This is a genomic window from Embleya sp. NPDC005575 (assembly GCF_040605455.1).
Taxonomy (GTDB): domain Bacteria; phylum Actinomycetota; class Actinomycetes; order Streptomycetales; family Streptomycetaceae; genus Embleya.
Genome location: NZ_JBEXCV010000095.1, coordinates 14,403 through 36,115, shown reverse-complemented (window position 1 = coordinate 36,115; position 21,713 = coordinate 14,403). Strand labels below are relative to the sequence as shown.

Below are 21,713 nucleotides of genomic sequence, written 5' to 3'. Positions count from 1 at the left end.
GTTTGGGGGGGGGTTTTTTTTTTTTTTGTCTCCTCCACCCGCGGGGGGGGGGGGGGGGGGGGGGGGGGGCCCGCGGGGGTGCCCCCCCCCCCCCCCGGGGGGGGGGCGCCCCCACTTCCGGCGGCTCTTTGTCGTGTGCCGGCGCGTCCCGGTGGGTGCCGCCCCGGGCCCACCGTGCGTCGTCGGTCGCGGGCCTACAGTGCCTCCTGCGGTTCGGGACGGTGCACCTGTCGACGGTTGGCCTGCTGCGGGAGCGGGCGTTGCCCGCGTTCGATCCAGGCGGGCAGTTCCTCGCCGGTGGCCGCGATCCAGCGGTTGCGGACCGCGTCCGGGTTGGCGCGATGGGCCCGCACCAGGGTGTCCCCGGCCAGATCGGAGACCCGGTCCAGGTTCAGCGCGGTGCCCACGCCCAGCGCCGCGGCGAGCGGTGGGACCGCGTCGGCGGGTCGGCCCGCGGCGACCAGGACGATGCCGTACAGCGCGTAGGTGACCGGGACTTCGGGACGGCGGGCCAACACGGGGTCGGCCCGCACCCGCCTCGCCCGCAGCCGGACCGCCTCCTCCAGCGCGTCCACCGCCGCGTCGTGTGCGCCGCCGGCGCTGTGCAGCAGGCCCAGGCTCTGTAGCGACGCGGCGAGTTCGTCCTCGCGGCGGCCGGCGGGCGCGTTGTCCGCGCTCGCGTAGCCGCGGCGGACCTCGACCGCGTCGGCGGCCAGCGCGATCGCCTCGGGACCTCGGCCGAGGCGGGCGAGCAGGGTCGCGTGCCGCAGCAGCACGGCGGCCTGACGGGCCTGTGGCGGGCCGATCCCCAGCAGGCGTTCGGCCTCGGTGAACGCGGCGAGGGCGGCGTCGGTGGCTCCGGTGGCGGCCAGTCGGCCGGCGAGTTCGTCCAGGGACAGGGCGAGTTCGGCGCGGTGTCGCTCGGGCGCCTGGGCGGCGAGGGTACGAAAGAGCTGTACCGACTCGCGGAGCGCGCCCAGCGCGGCCGATTCGTCGCCGTGGTCGCCGAGTCGGGCGCCGAGTTCGCGCAGCGCCACCGCGAGCAGCGGGCGGTGCGCGCGGTGGTCGAGCGCGGCCAGCCTGCGGGCGTGTTCGCCGGCGCTCACGGCCACCTTGACCGCGTCCTCGGTCCGGCCGTCGGCCGCCAGCACGGCCGCGAACGCGCGCAACCCGCCGACCAGGGCGGGCCCGTGTCGGTGATGGTCCTTGCCGGCCAGCGCACCGAGCATCCGGACCGCGGCGCGGGCGGGCGCCGCCGCGTCCGCGTGCCGGCCGGCCCGGGTCAGTTGTTGGGCCTTCTCGGTGAGCATCCGCGCCCGGGTGGCCTCGGCGTCGTCGGACTCGGCCGGTACGCCGGCGCTTCCCGGCGGATCCGGTTCCGGTTCGGCCGGATTGTGTCCGTCCCGGCCTGCGAATTCAGCGAAGGACGAGGCGGCGGGCGGGGGTTCGGGCGTGGCTCGGCCCGGACACGGCGACTCCTGCTCGCGCCGGTGCCGGTATTCCTCCAGGTGACGCTCATGGCGCCGCAGCCATCCGAACCGCACGGGTCCCACCTCGCCTCTGGTCCCGAAGACCTCCGCGTGACGCTATCGCGAGCGGGCCGCCGACGGGGCCGAACGGGTACGGATCCGGCCACGGCCGACTCGTTGGGTTCCGTGACGGGATGTCGACCGAGCGCGATTTTGCCCGGCCGAAGATGCATCTTGAGATTCCCATTACCTTACGCGTGTTGGTTCAGCGGTGTCGGGATTCCAAGATCGCTAGTGTGTGCGAGTTCCATCGAAGTACGGGCGCCCGGCGCCCGGCGCACAGGGGGTTCGATGTATCCGACGACTCGCAGGATGTTGGGCGGGATCACCGCCGCGACAGTCGCCGCGCTCACGCTGGTCGCGTGCAACGCGGACGACAAGGACAAGAAGGAAACGCCGAAGGCGGCCGACACGCCGGCCGCCTCGGCACCGGTGGCGCCGGTACCCAGCGGTGGTCCCGCCGCCTCCGGCCCGGCGCGCACCCAGACGCCGAAGTCGGCCAAGCCGCCGGCCGGCGGCGGTACGGCCGAACCGGGTGAGGACTGCGGGCCGCCGCCCACGCCCAAGCCCGGGCACAAGATCGTGTACCCGGTCAAGCAGCCCACCAAGGGTTCGCTGTACTACAAGAACACCAAGTTCGTCTGCGACCCCAACGACGGCCACTACGAGGCGGTCGGCGCCGAGCAGGCGCCGCTGCTGTTCGCGCCCAAGGCCACCGGCACGCTGGCCGGTCCGCCGCCGAGGAAGGCGGAGTACATCGGCCAGGTGTGGGACCACATCGACAAGTGCCTGACCCACCAGGACGACGGCGCCAACACGTGCTCGTCGTTCGGCGCGTATGACCTCATCCTGAACGCGGCGAACGAGATCACCGACATCAAGGAGATCTGGCACTCCTGATCCGGAGCGGTCACCGGCCTCGGCTGGACCCTCCCGCGGGAGGGTCCAGCATGGCGGCATGCGGGAAGAGGAACTGCTCACCATCGGCCGTTTCGCGCGGCTGTGTCGGCTGAGCGTCAAGCAACTACGGCACTACGACGACGTCGGGCTGTTGCGGCCCGTACGGGTGGATCGCGCCACCGGCTACCGCTACTACGCGACCGACCAGGCCCGGGACGCGCTGACCGTCGCGCTGCTGCGCGAGATCGACGTCCCGCCGGCGGTGATCGCCGAAACCCTGGCCGCCAGGGCGCCGACCGCACGCTGGTGCTGCGGGCCGAGCGGGACCGGCCGGCCGAGCGGATCGCGCGCGATCGCGAACGGCTGCACCTGCTGGACCGATTGGCGGCGGACCGCGCGGGCGACCACGAGGTGACCACGACCCACGAACCCCGACTGCGCCTGTCCGTGGTCCGGGCGAGCTGCGGGCCGGCGGATGTGGGCGCGGCCACGGCGGACTGCGTCACCGGACTGCTCGGCGCACTCTCGGGCAACCGATGGACGCCACCGATCCGCGGCCTGTTCCCGCTCGACCTGGTCGAGGGCATGCGGATCGCGGTGGGCGTGCCGACCGGGGACGGGACCGACCCGTCCGGCGCCGAGTCGTGTGTGCTGCCCGAGGGACCGGCCCTGACCACCCGGGGGTCGTTCGCGGATCGCAGGTGGGTGAGCAGGTGCCGGCGCAGGTGTTCTTGCTCCCGCAGAGTGGCAGTCGGCCCTCTCGCCCGACCGCCGACGGGTGCGGTCCGGCGTGCGCAGCCGGGCACCCGTCGCCTGCGGTCGAACCGGCTCAGCCCTGTGAGCCGCCCAGTTGAAGGCCCGCCATTCGGGACCATTCGTACTTCGTCGTGCGCACCTTCGCCGCGAGGTCGTTCGGGAACTCCTCGTGCAGCGTGACGCCCGCCTTGGCGATGGCCGCGCGCGCGATGTCCGGGTTGCGGACGACCTGGTCGCCCCACGCTCCGTCGGTCCCGACGAGCACGATGCGGGTCGCATCGCGCCCGACGTACTCGACGATCGCGTCGCCTCCGCCGCCGTGCGCGGCGGTGAAGCGCTCGATGTGCTTGGCGATCCTGCGCACCTGTCGCTCGACCCGCGCATCCGGGGAACCCGGGTCCGGCGTGGCCGTCGTGGTCTCGGTGTCCGTCATGGTGCCCACATTACCGAGAGTGCGTCGCCGGATTCGGGCGGATGCGCGTGGTCCGGATCACGTCACCCGGAGCCGCGCGTTCCGGGTCGACCCGGCAGGCGGATCGAAGCGAACGAATCCGAGCGAGCAAACCAACCCGAGCAAGAGACCCGCGCAGGCAACCCGAGCGAGCGTTCGCGAGCCGACCGCTCGGCGCGCGCGGGTCACGGCGCGCGAAGCGGGGCGCAATGCGCGGCAGTCGGATCAGAACAGCAGCGGGTCGACGGCCACCGCGACGAACAGGAGCGTCAGGTAGGTGATCGACCAGTGGAACAGCCGCATTTCCTTGAGCTTGCCACCGGTGACCTCGGCCTTGGCCCGACGCTGGAGACCGTGCGCCTCCCAGAGCCACGCGACGCCCAGCAGCGCCGCCGCGGTCGGGTAGAGCGGGCCGGTGTCCGCGGCCGGCCACAGCAGCATCGACACACCGACCATGACCCAGCTGTAGGCCACGATCTGCTTCGCCACGACCTTGTTGCCCGCGACCACGGGCAACATCGGCACGCCGGCGTTGGTGTAGTCGTCGGTGAACTTCATCGACAGCGGCCAATAGTGCGGCGGCGTCCAGAAGAAGACCACCGCGAAGAGCACCACCGGTGCCCAATCCAGCGAATTCGTCACCGCGGTCCAGCCGATCAACACCTGCATGCAGCCGGCGATGCCGCCCCACACGATGTTCTGCGGCGTGCGCCGCTTGAGAAGCATCGTGTACACGACCACGTAATAGAAGATCGCGAAGACCGAAAGAGCCGCCGACAGCGGATTGACCAGGAACCAGAACCACGCGGTGGAAATCACTCCGAGCGTGCTCGCGAACACGATCGACTCGCGCGGCGACACCATCCCCGTGACCAGCGGTCGCCGCTCGGTGCGGTGCATCAGCCGGTCGATGTCCCGGTCGATGTACATGTTGAAGGCATTGGCGCTGCCTGCCGAGAGGTAGCCACCGAACACGACCAGAAGCACCAGACCCAGATCCGGCAGCCCGTCCGCCGCAAGGAACATCACCGGGATCGTGCTGATCAGCAGCAGTTCGATGATGCGCGGCTTGGTGAGGGCCACGAATGCGAGAATCCGGGCCATCGGCGGGCGGGCGCCCGCGGGCGCATTTCCCACCAGCCCGGCCGGTCGGGATTCGACGGCTGTCACGAACACCCCATCAGCAGCGTTTTCGGCCGGGCCCGGGTGCCGCCCGGAAGCCGGTTTGCTCGTCAATATGTAAGCGGTATCAAGCGGCGTCGGGACGTCGAGGCCCGGACCCACTAGCAGGAAACTGTAGTCCCTCACCAGGGGCACAAACCCTCCGGGGCATGCCCACCGCACCGCCGGGTAGCCGAGGCGAAGGGCGCCGTGCGTGGAGTCCCGCGTCCACCGTGCGTCGCGCGTCGCCCCCGCGTACCTCCCGTCCTGTCCACGGGGCGAACGTCACCACCCCGGTGGCCGTCCACCGAGCAAGGGAGCATGCCGCCCCCGGTAGGCTCGGCCACGTGCCTGAGGCGCCGGGGCATGGACCCCGAGCCGGCCGCTTTTTTTCGGCCTATACCGGAAGACCCCGGAAGGAGCCCTGACCAGGGTGAGCACCAAGCCGACCCCCGACAACAGCTCTCTCGACTGGAGCGACCTCGACAAGCGAGCCGTCGACACCGCTCGTGTGCTGGCGATGGACGCCGTTCAGAAGGTCGGTAACGGCCACCCCGGAACGGCCATGAGCCTGGCCCCCGCGGCCTACCTCATCTGGCAGAAGTTCCTGCGCCACGACCCGACCGACCCGGACTGGACCGGCCGCGACCGCTTCGTGCTGTCCCCGGGTCACACCAGCCTGACCCTTTACACGCAGCTCTACCTGTCCGGCTACGGCCTGACCCTGGACGACCTCAAGTCGTTCCGCACCTGGGGCAGCCGCACGCCCGGTCACCCGGAGCACGGCCACACCGCCGGCGTCGAGACCACCACCGGGCCGCTCGGCCAGGGCGTGGCCAACGCGGTCGGCATGGCGATGGCCGCCCGCTACGAGCGCGGCCTGTTCGACCCCGAGGCCGCCCCCGGCACCTCGCCGTTCGATCACACCATCTGGGTGATCGCCTCCGACGGCGACCTCGAAGAGGGCATCTCCGCCGAGGCCAGCTCGCTCGCCGGTCACCAGAAGCTCGGCAACCTCGTGGTGGTCTACGACGACAACCACATCTCGATCGAGGGTGACACCGAGACCGCGTTCAGCGAGGACGTCCTCGCCCGCTACGCGGCCTACGGCTGGCACACCATCCGGGTCGAGCCGCAGGCCAACGGCGACATCGACGTCGAGGCGCTGAGCGCGGCGCTGGAGGCGGGCAAGGCGGAGACCGGCCGGCCGACCATGATCGGCATGCGCACGATCATCGCGTGGCCCGCGCCGAACGCGCAGAACACCGGCAAGGCGCACGGCTCGGCGCTGGGCGCCGAAGAGGTCGCGGCCACCAAGAAGGTGCTGGGCTTCGACCCGGCGCAGAACTTCGAGGTCGCCGACGACGTGCTGGCGCACGCCCACAAGGTCGTCGACCGGGGCCGCGCCGCGCACGACGCCTGGAAGAGCGACTTCGCCAAGTGGGCCGAGACCAACCCCGAGCGCGCGGCCGAGCACGCCCGGATCTCCGCCCGACGGCTGCCCGACGGCTGGGAGAAGGTGCTGCCGGAGTTCGAGGCCGGCAAGCCGGTCGCCACCCGCAAGGCATCCGGCAAGGTGCTCGCCGCGCTCGGCGCGGTCATCCCCGAGCTGTGGGGCGGCTCCGCCGACCTGGCCGAGTCGAACAACACCACCATCGACGAGGGCAGTTCGTTCCTGCCCGAGGGCAACGCGCTCAAGGGCGCGAACCCCTACGGTCGCACCGTGCACTGGGGCATCCGCGAGCACGCCATGGGTTCGACCATGAACGGCATCGCGCTGCACGGCGGGACGCGCATCTACGGCGGCACGTTCCTGGTGTTCAGCGACTACATGCGCCCGGCCGTGCGGCTCGCCGCGCTGATGAAGCTGCCCACGACGTACGTGTGGACGCACGACTCGATCGGCCTGGGCGAGGACGGTCCGACCCACCAGCCGATCGAGCACATCGCGGCGCTGCGCGCGATCCCCGGCCTGGACGTGGTCCGCCCGGCGGACGCGAACGAGGTCGCGGTGGCGTGGCGCAAGATCCTGGAGACCACCGACCGCCCGGCCGGCATCCTGCTCACCCGCCAGGACGTACCGACCTGGGACCGTACCGAGTTCGGCTCGGCCGAGGGCACCGCGCGCGGTGGCTACGTGCTGGCCGAGGCGTCCAGCGGGACCCCGCAGGTGATCCTGATCGGCACCGGCTCCGAGGTGCAGACGGCGGTCGCGGCGCGCGAGGTGCTGGAGGCCGAGGGCGTGCCGACCCGGGTGGTCTCGCTGCCGTGCCTGGAGTGGTTCAACGAGCAGGACCAGGCGTACCGCGAGCAGGTGCTGCCGCCGGCGGTCAAGGCGCGCGTCTCGGTCGAGGCCGGCATCGCGCAGGGCTGGCGCGAGCTGGTCGGCGACACGGGCCGGATCGTCTCGCTGGAGCACTTCGGCGCGTCGGCGGACTACAAGAAGTTGTTCGCCGAGTTCGGGCTGACCCACGAGGCGGTCGTTTCGGCCGCTCGGGAATCCCTGGCGCACGCCGGTAGCTGAAGATCACGTAACCCTGTGGGCGGTGTCGGGTGGCAACATCCGCCCGACACCGCCCGCGCCGGGCGCCGATCCGCCGCCCACGAGGCGGCCGGATCCGGCCGCCGACTCGAGAAGGAGCAAAGTGTCATGACGGAACCCCTGCGTCGCCTGTCCGCCGAGGGCGTGGCTGTGTGGCTCGACGACCTGAGCCGGACGCGGCTGGAGTCCGGCAACCTGCAGGAACTCGTCCGCGACCGCGAGGTCGTCGGCGTGACCACCAACCCGGCGATCTTCCAGAAGGCGATCACCGGCAACGACGTCTACGACACGCAGCTGCGCGACCTCGCCGTGCGCGGCGTGACGGTCGAAGAGGCCGTGCGGATGATCACCTCGGCCGACGTTCGCCAGGCGTGCGACGTGCTGCGCCCGGTCTACGACGCGACGAACGGGGTCGACGGTCGGGTGTCGATCGAGGTCGACCCCCGCCTCGCGCACAAGAGCGAGCCGACCATCGCCGAGGCCCGCCAGCTGTGGTGGCTCGTCGACCGGCCGAACCTGTTCATCAAGATCCCGGCCACCAAGCCCGGCCTGCCCGCGATCTCGCAGGCGCTCGCCGAGGGCATCAGCGTCAACGTCACGCTGATCTTCTCGCTGGCCCGCTACCGCGAGGTGATGGAGGCGTACGTCGAGGGCATCGAGCGCGCCCGCGCGGCCGGTCTGGACATCTCCAAGATCGAGTCCGTGGCGTCCTTCTTCGTGTCCCGCGTGGACACCGAGATCGACAAGCGCCTCAAGGCCCTGGGCACCGACGACGCCAAGAAGGCGGCCGGCAAGGCGGCGGTCGCCAACGCGCGACTCGCCTACCAGGCGTACGAAGAGGTGTTCGGCACGGAGCGGTGGCAGGCCCTCGCCGCCGCCGGCGCCCGGCCGCAGCGCCCGCTGTGGGCCTCGACCGGCGTCAAGGACCCGGCGTACCGCGCCACGATGTACGTGGACGACCTGGTCGTCAAGGGCGTCGTGAACACGATGCCCGAGGCCACCCTGGACGCGGTCGCGGAGCAGGGCGACATCACCGGCGACACCGTGCACGGCACGTACGAGTCGGCCCAGGCCGACCTGGACGCGATCGCCAAGCTCGGCATCTCCTACGACGAGGTCGTCGACCTGCTCGAGGAGGAGGGCGTCGAGAAGTTCGAGACCTCCTGGAACGAGCTGCTCGCGTCCGTGCAGGGCGAGCTGGAGCGGCTCGCCAAGGGCTGACGCCCGCCGGACCGAGCAGCACCCGTTCCATCACCGCAGACCGCATGACCTGGTCGGCCTCCCTCGCCGACCGGCGCAGCACCCCTTCGTCCCGGCGCCGCCGAATGTGACCCGTTCGGCGGCGACGGGACGGATACTCCACGCAATCAGGGCATGATTTCAGCACACTCCCACCCCATTAATAGGAGGGCTGACCGCCCGTGGTACACGCAAACGACGAACGCGTGACCGCCGGCGGCGTGGATGTCACCGTTTCCGGTGACCTATCGCACGCCGCCGCAGTCGCCGAAGTCATCACCGCCTGCGTCGTGGACAAGGTGCCCGCGCGCCTGGTCGCCTCCGACGCCACGCTGTGGGGTCCGGAGGCCGAATCGCTGGCCGCGATCCGCCTGGGTTGGGTGGATCTGCCCGCTTCCTCGCGCGCGTTGCTGCCGCAACTCGCCGAACTGCGCGAGCGCCTGAGCGCCGAGGGCCTGGACCACGTGGTCCTGGCCGGCATGGGCGGCTCGTCGCTGGCGCCCGAGGTGATCACCGCCACCTACGGCAAGAAGCTCACCGTGCTGGACACCACCGACCCCGCCCAGGTCCGCCGCGCGCTCGGCGACGACCTGGAGCGCACCGTCGTGGTCGTCTCCAGCAAGAGCGGCGGCACCGTGGAGACCGACAGCCACCGCCGCGCGTTCGAACAGGCCTTCCTGGACGAGGGGTTGACCAACGACCAGCTCGCCGGCCGGATCGTGGTCGTCACCGACCCGGGCTCGCCGCTGGAGAACACCGCGCGCAACGCCGGCTACACGATCGTGCTCGCCGACCCGAACGTCGGTGGCCGATACTCGGCGCTGACCGCGTTCGGCCTGGTGCCCAGCGCACTGGCCGGCGTGGACGTCGAGCAACTCCTCGACGACGCCGCCGCGCTCGCACCCGCGCTGGCCGGCGACCGGGACAACCCGGGCCTGCTGCTGGGCGCGGTGCTCGGCGCCGCCGCCAACCACGGCCGGGACAAGCTCGTGCTCGCCGACACCGGCGACATCGTCGGCTTCGGCGACTGGGCCGAGCAGTTGATCGCCGAGTCCACCGGCAAGCAGGGCCGCGGCGTCCTGCCGGTCGTGGTCGAGGGCGTGGACGCGCCCGGGTTCGACCACGCGGTGGGCGCCGACGCGGTGCGCACGGTGATCGGTGACGAGGAGATCGACCGGCCCGATGTCGACCTGCGCGTCTCCGGGCCGCTGGGCGCGCAGTTGTTGCTGTGGGAGTACGCGACCGCGGTTGCCGGTCGGGTGATCGGCATCGACCCGTTCGACCAGCCCAACGTGCAGGAGTCCAAGGACAACACCGGCGCGCTGCTGACCAAGGCGGGCGACGACGGCCCGCTGCCGGTGGGCGAACCGGCCTTCGTGGACGGCGCGGTCGAGGTGCACGGCGACGCCGTGCTGCTCGACGGGGCGAGCGATCTCACCGGTGCGCTGCGCGCGTTGCTCGCGACGGTGCCGGACAACGGCTACCTCGCGGTGATGGCCTACCTGGACCGGCTCGGCGACACGGACGCGCCCAAGCTGCGGCCGTGGCTGGCCGAGGCGCTGGCGGGCGAGCAGGTCACCTTCGGCTGGGCGCCGCGATTCCTGCACTCCACCGGCCAGTTCCACAAGGGCGGGCCCGCGGTCGGCGTGTTCCTCCAGATCACCGGCGCGAACGCCGAGGACCTGGACGTGCCGGCCAAGCCGTACAGCTTCGGCCGGCTGCAACTGGCCCAGGCGCTGGGCGACCTCGGCGCGATCACCTCGCGCGAGCGCCCGGTGCTGCGTCTGCACCTGACCGACCGCGCGACCGGACTCGGGCAACTGCTCGACGCCGCCCGTGCCCTCGCGGACGGAGCGGCTCGATGAGCCCCAAGGTCGGCAAGTCCAAGCCGGCCGTGTGGCCGGAGAACCCGCTGCGCGACCCGCAGGACCGCCGACTCCCGCGTATCGCGGGCCCGTCCGGCCTGGTCATCTTCGGCGTCACCGGCGACCTGTCCCGCAAGAAGCTGATGCCGGCGATCTACGACCTGGCCAACCGCGGTCTGCTGCCGCCGGGCTTCGCGCTGACCGGGTTCGCCCGGCGCGACTGGGAGAACCAGGACTTCGCCCAGGTCGTCTACGAGGCGGTCAAGGAACACGCCCGGACCCCCTTCCGGGAAGAGGTCTGGCAGCAGCTTTCCGAGGGATTCCGGTTCGTCCAGGGCGAGTTCGACGACGGCAAGGCGTTCGACCAGCTGCGCCAGACGATCGACGAGCTGGACGAGCAGCAGGGCACCCAGGGCAACCACGCGTTCTACCTGTCGGTGCCGCCGAAGGCTTTCCCCGAGGTGGTTCGCCAGCTCAAGGAGCACGGACTCGCCGACCCCAAGGCCGACTCGTGGCGCCGCGTGGTGATCGAGAAGCCGTTCGGGCACGACCTCAAGAGCGCGCGCGAGCTGAACAAGGTCGTCGACGAGGTCTTCCCGCCCGAATCGGTCTTCCGGATCGACCATTACCTGGGCAAGGAAACCGTCCAGAACATCATGGCGTTGCGCTTCGCCAACACCATGTTCGAGCCGCTGTGGAACCGGTCCTACGTGGACCACATCCAGATCACCATGGCCGAGGACATCGGCATCGGCGGCCGGGCGGGGTACTACGACGGCATCGGCGCCGCGCGCGACGTGATCCAGAACCACCTGCTCCAACTGCTCGCGCTGACCGCGATGGAGGAGCCGGTGTCCTTCGACGCCGACTCGCTGGTCGCCGAGAAGCTCAAGGTGCTCAGCTCGATCAAGCTGCCCGACGACCTCTCGCGCGGCACCGTCCGGGCCCAGTACACCCGCGGCTGGCAGGGCGGCGAGTTGGCCAAGGGCTACCTCGAAGAGGACGGAATCCCGCCGGACTCGCGCACCGACACCTACGCCGCGATCAAGCTGGAGATCGCCAACCGCCGCTGGGCGGGCGTGCCCTTCTACCTGCGTGCGGGCAAGCGGCTCGGCCGCCGGGTCACCGAGATCGCGGTGGTCTTCCAGCGCGCGCCGCACCTGCCCTTCGACGCCACCGCGACCGAGGAACTGGGGCAGAACGCCCTGGTCATTCGGGTGCAGCCGGACGAGGGCATGACGGTGCGGTTCGGCTCCAAGGTGCCGGGCACCGCGATGGAGGTGCGCGACGTCAACATGGACTTCGCGTACGGCGAATCGTTCACCGAGTCGAGCCCGGAGGCGTACGAGCGACTGCTGCTCGACGTCCTGCTCGGCGACGCGCCGCTGTTCCCTCGGCACGAGGAGGTCGAGCTGTCCTGGAAGATCCTCGACCCGATCGAGGAGCACTGGGCACAGCACGGCAAGCCCGAGCCCTACGTGTCGGGGACCTGGGGTCCCGACGCGGCCGACGAGATGCTCGCACGTGACGGACGGAGCTGGCGCCGCCCATGATGATCGATCTGACGGACACCAAGTCGAGCAAGATCAATGCCGCACTGGTGGAGGCCCGCCGCGGGATGGGCAGCCCCACCCTGGGCATGGTGCTCACCCTGGTCATCGTCACCGACGAGGCCAACCAGTACGACGCGATGAAGGCCGCGAGCACGGCCGCCCGTGAGCATCCGTCGCGGATCCTCGTGGTGATCGGCCGCCCGGGGGCGGAGATCGCGCCGCGCCTGGACGCCGAGGTCCGGGTCGGCGACTCGGGCGTGGGCGAGACCGTACTGCTGCGCATGCACGGCGAGTTGGCCGACCACGCCGAGTCGGTCGTGCTGCCGCTGCTGCTGCCGGACGCACCGGTCGTGGTGTGGTGGCCCGGGCGTGCGCCGGAGGTGCCCAGCAAGGACCTGCTGGGCGCGCTGGCCACGCGTCGGGTGACCGACGCCGCCGCGCCGCCGCGCCGGGCCGATGTGCTGCGGCTGCGAGCGAGCGCGTACACGCCGGGCGACACCGACCTGGCCTGGACTCGGACCACACCGTGGCGCAGCCTGCTGGCCGCGGCGCTGGACCAGAAGTACAGCCGGATCCTGGGCGCGAAGGTCGGCGCGAAGGCGGGCAACCCGAGCGCGGAACTGCTCGCGCTGTGGCTGACCGACCGGCTCGAGGTCGACGTGGAGCGGGTGGAGACCGGCGGCCCCGGGATCACCTCGGTGACACTGGTGACCGAGGACGGCGAGATCGTGATCGACCGTCCGGACGGGATGATGGCGTCGCTGTCCTCGCCCGGTCAGCCGGACCGGGTGGTCGCGCTCAAGCGCCGTGAGGCATCCGACCTGGTCGCCGAGGAGCTGCGCCGGCTGGATCCGGACGACGTGTACGCGGCGACGCTGGCCCGGGCCGCGCTGGAGGCGGCGCGGGTGCCTTCCGCGGCCTCGTTCACCGAGTCGCCGGTGTCCCAGACGCCGGTACAGGACGTGGAGCGGGTCGAGGAGGGCGAGGCGCCGCTGCGCCGGGCGACCAAGGAGGTCGGTACGGCGCCGCCGCTCAAGCGCACCTCGGGCGCGGCGGCCGGCAAGCGGGTCGCGACCCGCAAGACGGTCGACAAGGACGAGAGCAAGGCCGCCGCGCCGCGTGCCGCCCGGAAGAAGAAGGGCGACGGCGCGTGAGCGCTCACGGCCCGGTCCGGGTGCACGCCGACACGGCACTGATGGCCAAGGCAGCCGCGACCGGACTGATCCAGCGGGTCGCGGACGCGCAGGCCGAGTTCGACGTTGCGCACATCGTGCTGACCGGTGGCCGCAACGGCAACGCGCTGCTGCACGAGTTGTCGCTCACGCCCACGCTGGGCGCGATCGACTTCGACCGGCTGCACATCTGGTGGGGCGACGAGCGGTTCCTGCCGGCGGGCCATCCCGACCGCAACGAGACGCAGGCGCGCGAGGCGTTGTTGGACACGGTCCCGGTGCTGCCGGAACTGGTCCACGCGATGCCCGCCAGTGACGGTCCGGACGGCGACGACGTGGACGCGGCGGCGCGGCGGTACGCGGCGGAGCTGGCTGCCGCCGCGCCGGACGGCGCGTCGGTACCGGCGTTCACGCTGGCCATGTTCGGGGTCGGCCCCGATACGCACGTGGCATCGCTCTTCCCGGGCTTCGCCGCCACGGCGGAGTCGACCCGCATGGTGGTCGCGGTACGGGAGGCCCCCAAGCCCCCGCCGACCCGGATCACCCTGACCTTCCCGGCGATCCGAGCGGCGCACGAGGTGTGGCTGCTCGCGGCGGGCGAGGACAAGGCGGACGCGGTCGCGACGGCGCGGGCGTCGTCGGACGCCACGAAGACCCCGGCGGCGGGGGCGTACGGCACGGGCGCGACGCTGTGGCTGCTGGACCGGGCAGCGGCGGCGAAGCTGCCGGATTAGGCCGGAAGCCGCCTGGGGTGTAGGGGAGTTACGGAGGGCGGGACGGAGCCGGAGGGTTCCCGTCCCGCCCTTCGTACGGGTCGGCGCCTTCCCGTGAGATGGGTCGGTCGACTCGTGCCTCAGGGTGTGCGCAGCGTGGCCACCGAGGTGCTCCGTTTCTTCGGGACAGCGACCCGCGTACAAGGCCCTGCCCCGCGACCCCATGCCCAGCGCGCCGGACGTCCAAGCACTCCCGCCTCGCGTCCTGCGGCTCCGCCTCCGGCGCCCGACGCCCCGCCCCTCCAACCCCGCGCGGCGCCCGACCCCCCTGCTCCGCGCACCCGCCCCGCGCCCCGATAACCCCGCGCCCAAGCGCTCGCGCCTCGGCCCCCTACCTCCCGAGCCCGAGCGCTCCCACCGCGCGCTGCGCGTCTCGGGCCCCGCGCCCGAGCGTCACCCGCGGACTTGCCCAGGGGTACCCAGGGCAACCGGGTGGTCTCTTCGGGGAGCCGTTCGGGCGTCATCCGGGCGTGGTTCGGGGTTCACGGGGGTACGGGTGTTCCGGTCCCATTCGCCGGGTACAGCAGAGCGGGAAAGTGACGTGAGGGACCAAAATGAGGGTCCCGAGTGGGCCCGAACCCGGGACCACACGATGGACCGAAGGAGTGAGGGCGATGGCTACCGCTCTGAAGGAGGACGACGCACAGGCCCACGTGCATGGGGTGTGCTTCAAGACCGGCCCACCCGCGCGGGTGGGGATCGAGCTGGAATGGATCGTGCACGACGGCGCCGACGCCCGCCGGGCGGTGGCGCCGGAGCGACTGGACCAGGCCCTGGCTCCGCTGAAGGCGCAGGGGCTGCCGTTCGGCAGCAGGTTGACCCGCGAGCCGGGTGGGCAGGTCGAGCTGAGCTCACCGCCCGCCACCTCGCTCGCCGAATGCGCCCAGGACCTCCGGGCCGACACGGCCGCCCTGGAGCAGGCGCTGGCCGCGAGCGGACTGGTGCTCGTCGGCCACGGCCTGGAGCCGTATCAAAACCCGCCACGGGTCGTGGACCATCCCCGCTACCGGGCGATGGAGGCGTACTTCGACCGGGACGGCTCGTGGGGCCGGATGATGATGCGCGGCACCGCGTCCGTGCAGGTCAACCTGGACGCCGGTGAGGAGGGTAACGGCCGCGGGGGCTACCGATCGCGATGGGAACTGACCCACCGAATCGGCCCGATACTGGTCGCCGCTTTCGCCAACTCGCCGCTGTGGCAGGGCAAACCGACCGGATGGCGGTCGACCCGACAACTGGTCTGGGCCCGGATGGACCCCGGCCGCACCCGGCCGCCGGAAGCCGACGGTGATCCGCGTGCCGCATGGGCGTGCTACGCGCTGGATGCCCCACTGCTGTGTGTACGCGGCAGTTCGGCGGACGGCTGGACCGCACCCGAGGGGCTGACCTTCCGTTCCTGGCTGCGCGGCGCACCCGGAGTGCGGCCACCCACCCTGGAGGATCTCGACTACCACCTGACCACGCTCTTTCCGCCGGTCCGCCCGCGCGGCTGGCTGGAACTGCGGATGATCGACGCCCAGTGCGGTGACGACTGGGTCGTCCCCGCCGCGATGGCCGCCACCCTGCTGGACGATCCGGTCGCGGCCGAGGCGGCGTGGGAGGCGACCGAGCCGCTGTGTGCGAACGGCTCTGTGGTGCCGACCGACGCGGTCTGGAGCCGGGCCGCCCGACTCGGGCCCGCCGACCCCGTGCTCGGCAAGGCGGTCCGGGCATGCTTCGCCGCCACCGAGAACGCCTTGTCCGACAACGGCGCCCCCGGCTCGCTCCGTGCGGCCGTCGCCGAATTCACCCGGCGCTACGCCGAACGGGGCCGATGTCCCGCGGACGACCTGCTGGAAAGGACCAGTCGATGAAGTCGTTGAAGCCATCGCAGCCGCCGAAGGCGTCGAAGCGATCGAAGCAGTCGAAGCGGTCCGGTCCGGCGACGTCGCAGGCCGCACAGTCCGCGAAATCCGCCCAGTCCGAACAAGCCGAGCAAGCTCTGGAAGCCGCGCAAGCCCCAGGGCCGAACGGGCCCCATGCCCAATCCCCGGCCGCCGACCGCCGGGCCATAGCCCGGGCCGCGCTGGCCCGCGCCCGACGCCGGACGCTGGCTCTCACCGACTGCCTGACCGACGACGAACTGAGCGCCCAACACTCCCCGTTGATGTCGCCGCTGGTCTGGGACCTGGCGCACATCGGCAACCAGGAGGAGCTGTGGCTGGTCCGCCGGGCCGGTGGCGAGCCGGCGCTGCGTCCGGACCTGGATCCGCTGTACGACGCGTTCCGGCACCCGCGTGCCGATCGGCCCGCGCTGCCCCTGCTCGGGCCCGAACAGGCCCGGGAGTATGTCGGGCTGGTTCGCGAACACACCTCGCGCGTACTGGAATCCGCCGATCTCGGCACGGACGGCGACCCGCTCCTGGCCGAGGGTTTCGTGTTCGGCATGCTCGCCCAGCACGAGCAGCAACACGACGAGACCATGCTGGCCACTCACCAACTGCGGGCCGGTGAGCCGGTGTTGCGTGCGCCGGCGCCGCCCGGAGCGATCGAGGCAGGCGCGCTGTCAAGCGAAGTCCTGGTCGCCGCAGGGCGGTTCGAGATGGGTACCGATACCGACCCGTGGGCGCTGGACAACGAACGGCCCGCCCACATCGTGGACGTACCGGAGTTCTGGTTGGACACCGTACCGGTGACCAACGCTGCCTATCTGGAGTTCATCGCCGACGGCGGGTACGCGGACGAGCGTTGGTGGAGTCCGCAGGGTTGGCGACACCGGCAGGACGCCGACCTCACCGCCCCGTTGTTCTGGCGAAGGGACGGCGGCGCATGGCTGCGCCGGCGGTTCGGTCGGTCCGAGCCGGTGCCGCTCGACGAGCCGGTCCTGCACGTGTGCTGGTACGAGGCCGACGCCTACGCGCGCTGGGCCGGCCGGCGGCTGCCGACCGAGGCCGAGTGGGAGAAGGCGGCCCGACACGATCCGGCCGAGGGCCGCTCGCGGCGGTATCCGTGGGGCGACGCGGAGCCCACACCCGAACACGCCAACCTCGGCCAACGGCACCTGCGACCGGCACCCGCCGGCGCGTACCCGGCGGGCACCGCGGCGTGTGGGGCGCGGCAACTGATCGGCGACGTCTGGGAGTGGACGGCCTCCGATTTCCTGCCGTATCCCGGGTTCGCGGCGTTCCCGTACCGGGAGTACTCCGAGGTGTTCTTCGGCCCCGGACACAAGGTGTTGCGCGGCGGCGCGTTCGGTGTGGACGAGGTGGTCGCCCGAGGCACGTTCCGCAACTGGGACCTGCCGATTCGCCGGCAGATCTTCGCCGGCTTCCGGACCGCCCGCGACGCGGCGCCCCGGGAGGCGCGCTGATGTGTCGTCATCTGGCCTATCTGGGACCGGAGATCGCCCTCGCCGAGGTCCTGGTCGACCCGCCGCACGGCCTGTACGAGCAGTCCTGGGCGCCGCGTCGGCAGCGGTACGGAACGGTCAACGTGGACGGCTTCGGCTTCGGCTGGTATCCGGGCGGGTCGGCCGAATCGGCGCCCCCGGACGAGGCCGGCGCGGACGTCGAACCCGCCCGCTACCGGCGCGCGTTGCCGATCTGGGCCGACCCGAACCTGCCCGATCTGGCCCGCACCGTGCGCAGCGGCACGTTCCTGGCCGCCGTCCGCAGCGCCACCGCCGGCACCAGCCAGGACGAGGCCGCGGCGGCGCCGTTTCGGGACGGCCGCTGGCTGTTCAGCCACAACGGCGCAATCCCGGACTGGACCCGGTTGCCGATCGGGCCCGCGCTCGATCCGGCCGATCTGCTCGCCCTGGAGGCGCGCTGCGACTCGGCGCTGCTGTGGGCAATGCTCGCGCGCCGACTCCGACAGGGCGAGCCCGTCGGCGGGGCGCTGGCCGCGCTGGTGCGGCGGATCGCCGAGGTGCGCCCAAACGCCCGGCTCAACCTGCTGCTCACCGACGGCGGGACCGTCTTCGCCACCCGATACGGGGACACCCTCTGGTATCGCACCGCCCCCGGGCGGGTCCTGGTCGCCTCCGAGCCCGACGAGAACACGGGCGGCGGTTGGGGCGAGTGGGTCGAGGTACCCGAACACTCCCTCCTCGTGGCCACCCGCAGCGGTGTCCGCATCGCCGCGATCCGCCCCGTACGGAGCGTCGCCGCACGTCCGTCATCCGCCCCACAGGAACGGCGTCCCATGAACAGCCGCTTCACCCTCGATCACCGCCTGCCCGCCGACTACTTCGACACCACCCTGCGTGCCGACGTGCTCCGGGGCCTCACCGCGCCGACCAAGTCGCTGCCGCCGAAGTGGTTCTACGACGCGCGCGGCAGCGAGTTGTTCGAGGAGATCACCCACCTGCCCGAGTACTACCCCACCCGCGCCGAACAGGAGATCCTCACCCGGCGCGCCACCGAGATCGCCGCCGCGACCCGGGCACACACCCTGATCGAGCTCGGCTCCGGCTCCTCCCGCAAGACCCGCCTGCTCCTGGACGCGCTCACCGACGCCGGCACGCTGGACCGCTATGTACCGCTGGACGTGAGCGACTCGGCGCTGATCCAGGCCGGCGAGGCGCTGTGTCGCGACTACCCGGCGCTGCGGGTCGCGGCCACGGTCACCGACTTCGAACACGACCTGGCACTGGCCGACGAACCAGGCCCCCGCCTGCTCAGCTTCCTGGGCAGCACGCTCGGCAACCTCGACCCGGCCCAGCGCGCGGACTTCTACCGCATCCTGCGCCGCGCCCTGAGCGCCGACGACACCCTGCTGCTGGGCGTCGACCTGGTCAAGGACCCGGGCGTCCTGGTCGCCGCCTACGACGACAACCAGGGTGTCACCGCAGCCTTCAACAAGAACGTGCTGCACGTGCTCAACCGCGAGCTCGCCGCCGATTTCGACCCCGACGCCTACGACCACGTCGCGCTGTGGAACGCCGAGGCGGAGCGCATCGAGATGCACCTGCGCTCCCGCGTCGACCAGACCGTCAAGATCCCGGCTGTCGACCTGTCCGTGGACTTCGCCGCAGGAGAACTCCTGCGCACCGAGATCTCCACCAAATTCCGCCGCGAGGCCCTGACCGCCGAACTGGCCGATGCGGGCTTCACCATCCGCAACTGGTGGACCGACCCCCAGGCCCGCTTCGCCCTCCTGCTGGCGGTGCCCAGCCGCTGACCCCGGGCTCGCCCGACGGATGGCCCGCCCGGAGGCCATTCGTCGGGTGGAGCGCACGCCTCCGTTCGAACCTGTGAGCTACTCTCACGTGACGATGTGTCATTGCCGATGGATCGAGTCCGGGGGGACGTCCGTGAGCCATATCCAACGTGTGCTCAACCCGCTGTACACCCAGGCGAAAGCCGAACCCACGCCACCGCCCGGCCCGCCGGCGGATCAGCCGAGGGTGCCCAACCCGAGGCCCAACGACGCACCCGTCCCTCCGGGCGGGTTCAAGGTGTCGCCGGCCGGTCTTCGTGCTACCGCAGGCGCCCAGGACGCGATCCTGAACGACCTTCGGCCCGCGCTGAGCGGGCCGGTGGCCCCACCCGGGCGGCCGGTGCCGGCCTCGGACCGTGGAAGGTCGCCGAGGAACTGACCAAACTGGCCACTGCCTGGGAGCAGAGCGAGAGCGACCTGCGCCTGGAGATGGCACGGCTCGCGGGAGTCCTGAGCGAGTCGGCCGAACAGTACGACCACACCGAAGGCGCGGTTCGCGGCTCGTTTGAAGGCGGTCGCTGACGGTGACGGTCTCGCAGTTGCGGGATACGCGGTTCGACGTGACTGGCGGCGAACGCGGATCGCAGGCCCGAGCGGCAGCCGCCCGGGCCGACCCGCCCACCCAGGCCGACCGGATACGTTCCCGGGCAAGGAGAGCTGTGGCGGCTGAAGCCGACCTGTGACGGACTCTGCGTCCCGCCGACAGTGGTGCTTCCGCCGGCCGGCTGAGAGTGGTCAGTAGCTGGTGGCGACCGGTTCGCGGAGATCGGCGTCGAGGTGGTCGGTCTCGGTGTCGGGTGATGCGTCGCCGCGCACGCGCAGGCCGAACAGGGCGCGGGTGGCGGTGACCACCGTGAGGGCGGCGCCGAGCATGTGGGTGAGGACCATCCACTCGGGGAGGCCGTTGAAGTACTGGATGTAGCCGATCAGGCCCTGTGGGATCAGCACGGCCAACAGCCACCGGACGCGGTGCTGGGCGGCCACGGGGGCGTCGGTGACGCGCAGGGCCAGGGCCAGGGCGACGGCCGCGCCCAGGAGCAGGAAGGCCAGGTCGGCGTGCAGCCAGGCCATCTGGTCGATGTCCACGTCGAAGCGCTTGGCCTTGAGGTCGCCCGCATGCGGTCCGGAGCCGGTGACCACGGTGCCGATCACGATCAGCGCGGCGGCCAGGGCCAGCGTGCCGTAGCCGAACCAGCGGATCTCCGGGCGGACCAGCAGTCGGGCCGGCGCGTCGCCCTCGCCGCCGCGTTCGTACAGCGCGACCGCCGACGCGATCAGCAGCATCGACAGGAGCAGGTGACTGGCCACCGCCATCGGGTGCAGGTCGGTCCGCACGGTGATGCCGCCCAGCACGGCCTGACCGACGACCGTGCCGATCTGCATCCAGGCCAGCGTGGTGATGTCCTTGCGGCGCACGGTCAGCCGGTACGCGGCCACCACGCAGGCCACCGCGATCGCGCCGACCACGTAGGTCAGCATGCGGTTGCCGAACTCGATGTACGCGTGGTGGCTGACCGCCTGGTGCGGCGTCCAGTCGCTGGTGTCGCTGTCGCACCGGGGCCAGGTGTCGCACCCCAGGCCGGAGTCGGTGAGTCGGACGAGACCGCCCGTGACGACGATGCCGATCTGCGCCACCAGGTTCGCGAGGAACACGCGGCGGGCGACGAGGGGGGAGACGGCCTGCAGACTCATGCGCGACATGCTACGTCGTGAATGAATTCACAAGCACATCAGGGGTGTCGACCGACGCCGATCCCGCAGCGCGCCCGACCCCGCCCGGACCCGGCTCCCGGACCCCACTCCGGGACCTCACTCCCAGCGGAAGAAGCGCGCTGCGGCACCCAGCCCCAAAACCGACCAGACCGCCAGAATCGCCACGTCGCCCAGCGGCAGCCCCGATCCGTCCCGGAGCACGTCCCGCAGCCCGTCGGAGAGCGCCGAGATCGGCAACAATGCGAGCGTGTGCTCGACCCCGGAGGGGAACTTGTCCAGCGGCACGATCACCCCGCCACCCAGCAGCAGCAGGATGAACACCAGGTTCGCGGCGGCCAGGGTGGCCTCGGCGCGCAGCGTCCCGGCCATCAGCAGGCCCAGCCCGGAGAACGCCGCCGTGCCCAGCACGAGCAGCAGGATCACCCACGCCGGATTGCCGTGTGGCGACCAACCCAGCGCCAGCGCGATCACCACGAGCAGCGCCACCTGGAGCATCTCCACCAGGATCACGCAGGCCGTCTTGGCGACCATCAGCCCCCAGCGCGGCAGCGGGGTCGAGCCGAGCAGCTTGAGCACGCCGTAGCGCCGCTCGAACCCGGTCGCGATCGCCTGCCCGGTGAAGGCGGTCGACAGCACCGCCAGCGCGAGCACTCCCGGCGCCAGGAAGTCCACCCGCTCGCCGTCCCCGGTGTCCACGATGTCCGCCGAGGAGAAGACCACCAGCAGCAGGGTCGGGATGATCACCGTCAGCAGCAGCTGCTCGCCGTTGCGCAGCAACATCCGGGTCTCCAGGGCGCTCTGCGCCAGGATCATCCGCGCCGGTGGCGCCGCCCCCGGCGCGGGCGCGAACGTACCGCGCG

At 71.8% G+C, this 21,713-nt stretch carries 16 protein-coding genes and 1 pseudogene; 12 read left to right on the top strand and 5 right to left on the bottom strand.

Annotated elements, in window-relative coordinates; translation table 11 throughout:
* Nucleotides 1-194: 194 nt before the first annotated feature.
* The gene (locus ABZS54_RS27500) at nt 195-1,544 is read right to left on the bottom strand and encodes a tetratricopeptide repeat protein (protein WP_355541546.1); all 1,350 of its coding nucleotides are present in this window, start codon (nt 1,542-1,544) and stop codon (nt 195-197) included.
* A 276-nt stretch (nt 1,545-1,820) separates the two neighbouring features.
* On the opposite strand from ABZS54_RS27500, the gene ABZS54_RS27495 reads away from it, so the two are divergent.
* On the top strand, nt 1,821-2,429 hold the full coding sequence (locus tag ABZS54_RS27495) for a hypothetical protein (protein WP_355541543.1): 609 nt from the start codon (nt 1,821-1,823) through the stop codon (nt 2,427-2,429).
* Nucleotides 2,430-2,487: 58 nt separating this feature from the next.
* Complete coding sequence (locus ABZS54_RS27490) at nt 2,488-2,844, top strand: MerR family transcriptional regulator (RefSeq protein ID WP_355541540.1); 357 nt, start codon at nt 2,488-2,490, stop codon at nt 2,842-2,844.
* Nucleotides 2,845-3,258: 414 nt separating this feature from the next.
* On the opposite strand, the gene ABZS54_RS27485 is transcribed toward ABZS54_RS27490, so the two are convergent.
* Nucleotides 3,259-3,618 carry a hypothetical protein gene (locus ABZS54_RS27485; protein WP_355541537.1) on the bottom strand — a complete coding sequence of 120 codons (360 nt, stop codon included), beginning with the start codon at nt 3,616-3,618 and terminating at the stop codon, nt 3,259-3,261.
* A gap of 243 nt (nt 3,619-3,861) precedes the next feature.
* The gene (locus tag ABZS54_RS27480) at nt 3,862-4,806 is read right to left on the bottom strand and encodes a heme o synthase (protein WP_355541535.1); all 945 of its coding nucleotides are present in this window, start codon (nt 4,804-4,806) and stop codon (nt 3,862-3,864) included.
* 424 nt (nt 4,807-5,230) lie between these two features.
* Here ABZS54_RS27480 and tkt point away from each other — a divergent pair, with 424 nt between their 5' ends.
* From tkt to egtD, 10 genes and pseudogenes are all read left to right on the top strand, one after another.
* Nucleotides 5,231-7,321 carry a transketolase gene (tkt, locus tag ABZS54_RS27475; protein WP_355541533.1) on the top strand — a complete coding sequence of 697 codons (2,091 nt, stop codon included), beginning with the start codon at nt 5,231-5,233 and terminating at the stop codon, nt 7,319-7,321.
* A gap of 126 nt (nt 7,322-7,447) precedes the next feature.
* Nucleotides 7,448-8,560: a transaldolase gene (tal, locus tag ABZS54_RS27470; RefSeq protein WP_355541531.1), complete on the top strand. Its 1,113-nt coding sequence runs from the start codon at nt 7,448-7,450 to the stop codon at nt 8,558-8,560.
* 200 nt (nt 8,561-8,760) lie between these two features.
* Entirely contained in the window at nt 8,761-10,443 is a 1,683-nt protein-coding gene (locus ABZS54_RS27465; protein WP_355541528.1) for a glucose-6-phosphate isomerase, read from the top strand.
* Complete coding sequence (gene zwf / locus ABZS54_RS27460; protein WP_355541525.1) at nt 10,440-11,996, top strand: glucose-6-phosphate dehydrogenase; 1,557 nt, start codon at nt 10,440-10,442, stop codon at nt 11,994-11,996. Before ABZS54_RS27465 ends, zwf begins: the two co-directional genes overlap by 4 nt.
* A complete protein-coding gene (gene opcA, locus ABZS54_RS27455) occupies nt 11,993-13,150 on the top strand; it encodes a glucose-6-phosphate dehydrogenase assembly protein OpcA (protein WP_355541522.1) in 1,158 nt (385 codons plus the stop codon). The genes zwf and opcA overlap by 4 nt, the downstream gene beginning before the upstream one ends.
* Nucleotides 13,147-13,902, top strand: coding sequence for a 6-phosphogluconolactonase (gene pgl, locus ABZS54_RS27450; protein WP_355541519.1), 756 nt, complete (start codon nt 13,147-13,149; stop codon nt 13,900-13,902). Before opcA ends, pgl begins: the two co-directional genes overlap by 4 nt.
* 653 nt (nt 13,903-14,555) lie before the next feature.
* Nucleotides 14,556-15,794, top strand: coding sequence for an ergothioneine biosynthesis glutamate--cysteine ligase EgtA (gene egtA / locus ABZS54_RS27445; RefSeq protein ID WP_355541516.1), 1,239 nt, complete (start codon nt 14,556-14,558; stop codon nt 15,792-15,794).
* Nucleotides 15,791-17,290, top strand: coding sequence for an ergothioneine biosynthesis protein EgtB (gene egtB / locus ABZS54_RS27440; RefSeq protein ID WP_355541514.1), 1,500 nt, complete (start codon nt 15,791-15,793; stop codon nt 17,288-17,290). The genes egtA and egtB overlap by 4 nt, the downstream gene beginning before the upstream one ends.
* Nucleotides 17,290-18,003: pseudogene (gene egtC, locus ABZS54_RS27435) on the top strand (ergothioneine biosynthesis protein EgtC); the annotation flags it as partial. The gene egtB and the pseudogene egtC, both read left to right, overlap by 1 nt.
* A gap of 120 nt (nt 18,004-18,123) precedes the next feature.
* Nucleotides 18,124-19,101 carry an L-histidine N(alpha)-methyltransferase gene (egtD, locus tag ABZS54_RS27430; RefSeq protein ID WP_355541555.1) on the top strand — a complete coding sequence of 326 codons (978 nt, stop codon included), beginning with the start codon at nt 18,124-18,126 and terminating at the stop codon, nt 19,099-19,101.
* A 774-nt stretch (nt 19,102-19,875) separates the two neighbouring features.
* Here the strand turns inward: egtD and ABZS54_RS27425 are convergent.
* Both ABZS54_RS27425 and ABZS54_RS27420 read right to left on the bottom strand, forming a co-directional pair.
* Entirely contained in the window at nt 19,876-20,832 is a 957-nt protein-coding gene (locus ABZS54_RS27425; RefSeq protein WP_355541511.1) for a COX15/CtaA family protein, read from the bottom strand.
* Between the two features lie 117 nt (nt 20,833-20,949).
* Complete coding sequence (locus ABZS54_RS27420) at nt 20,950-21,666, bottom strand: ABC transporter permease (protein ID WP_355541552.1); 717 nt, start codon at nt 21,664-21,666, stop codon at nt 20,950-20,952.
* Nucleotides 21,667-21,713: the final 47 nt, after the last annotated feature.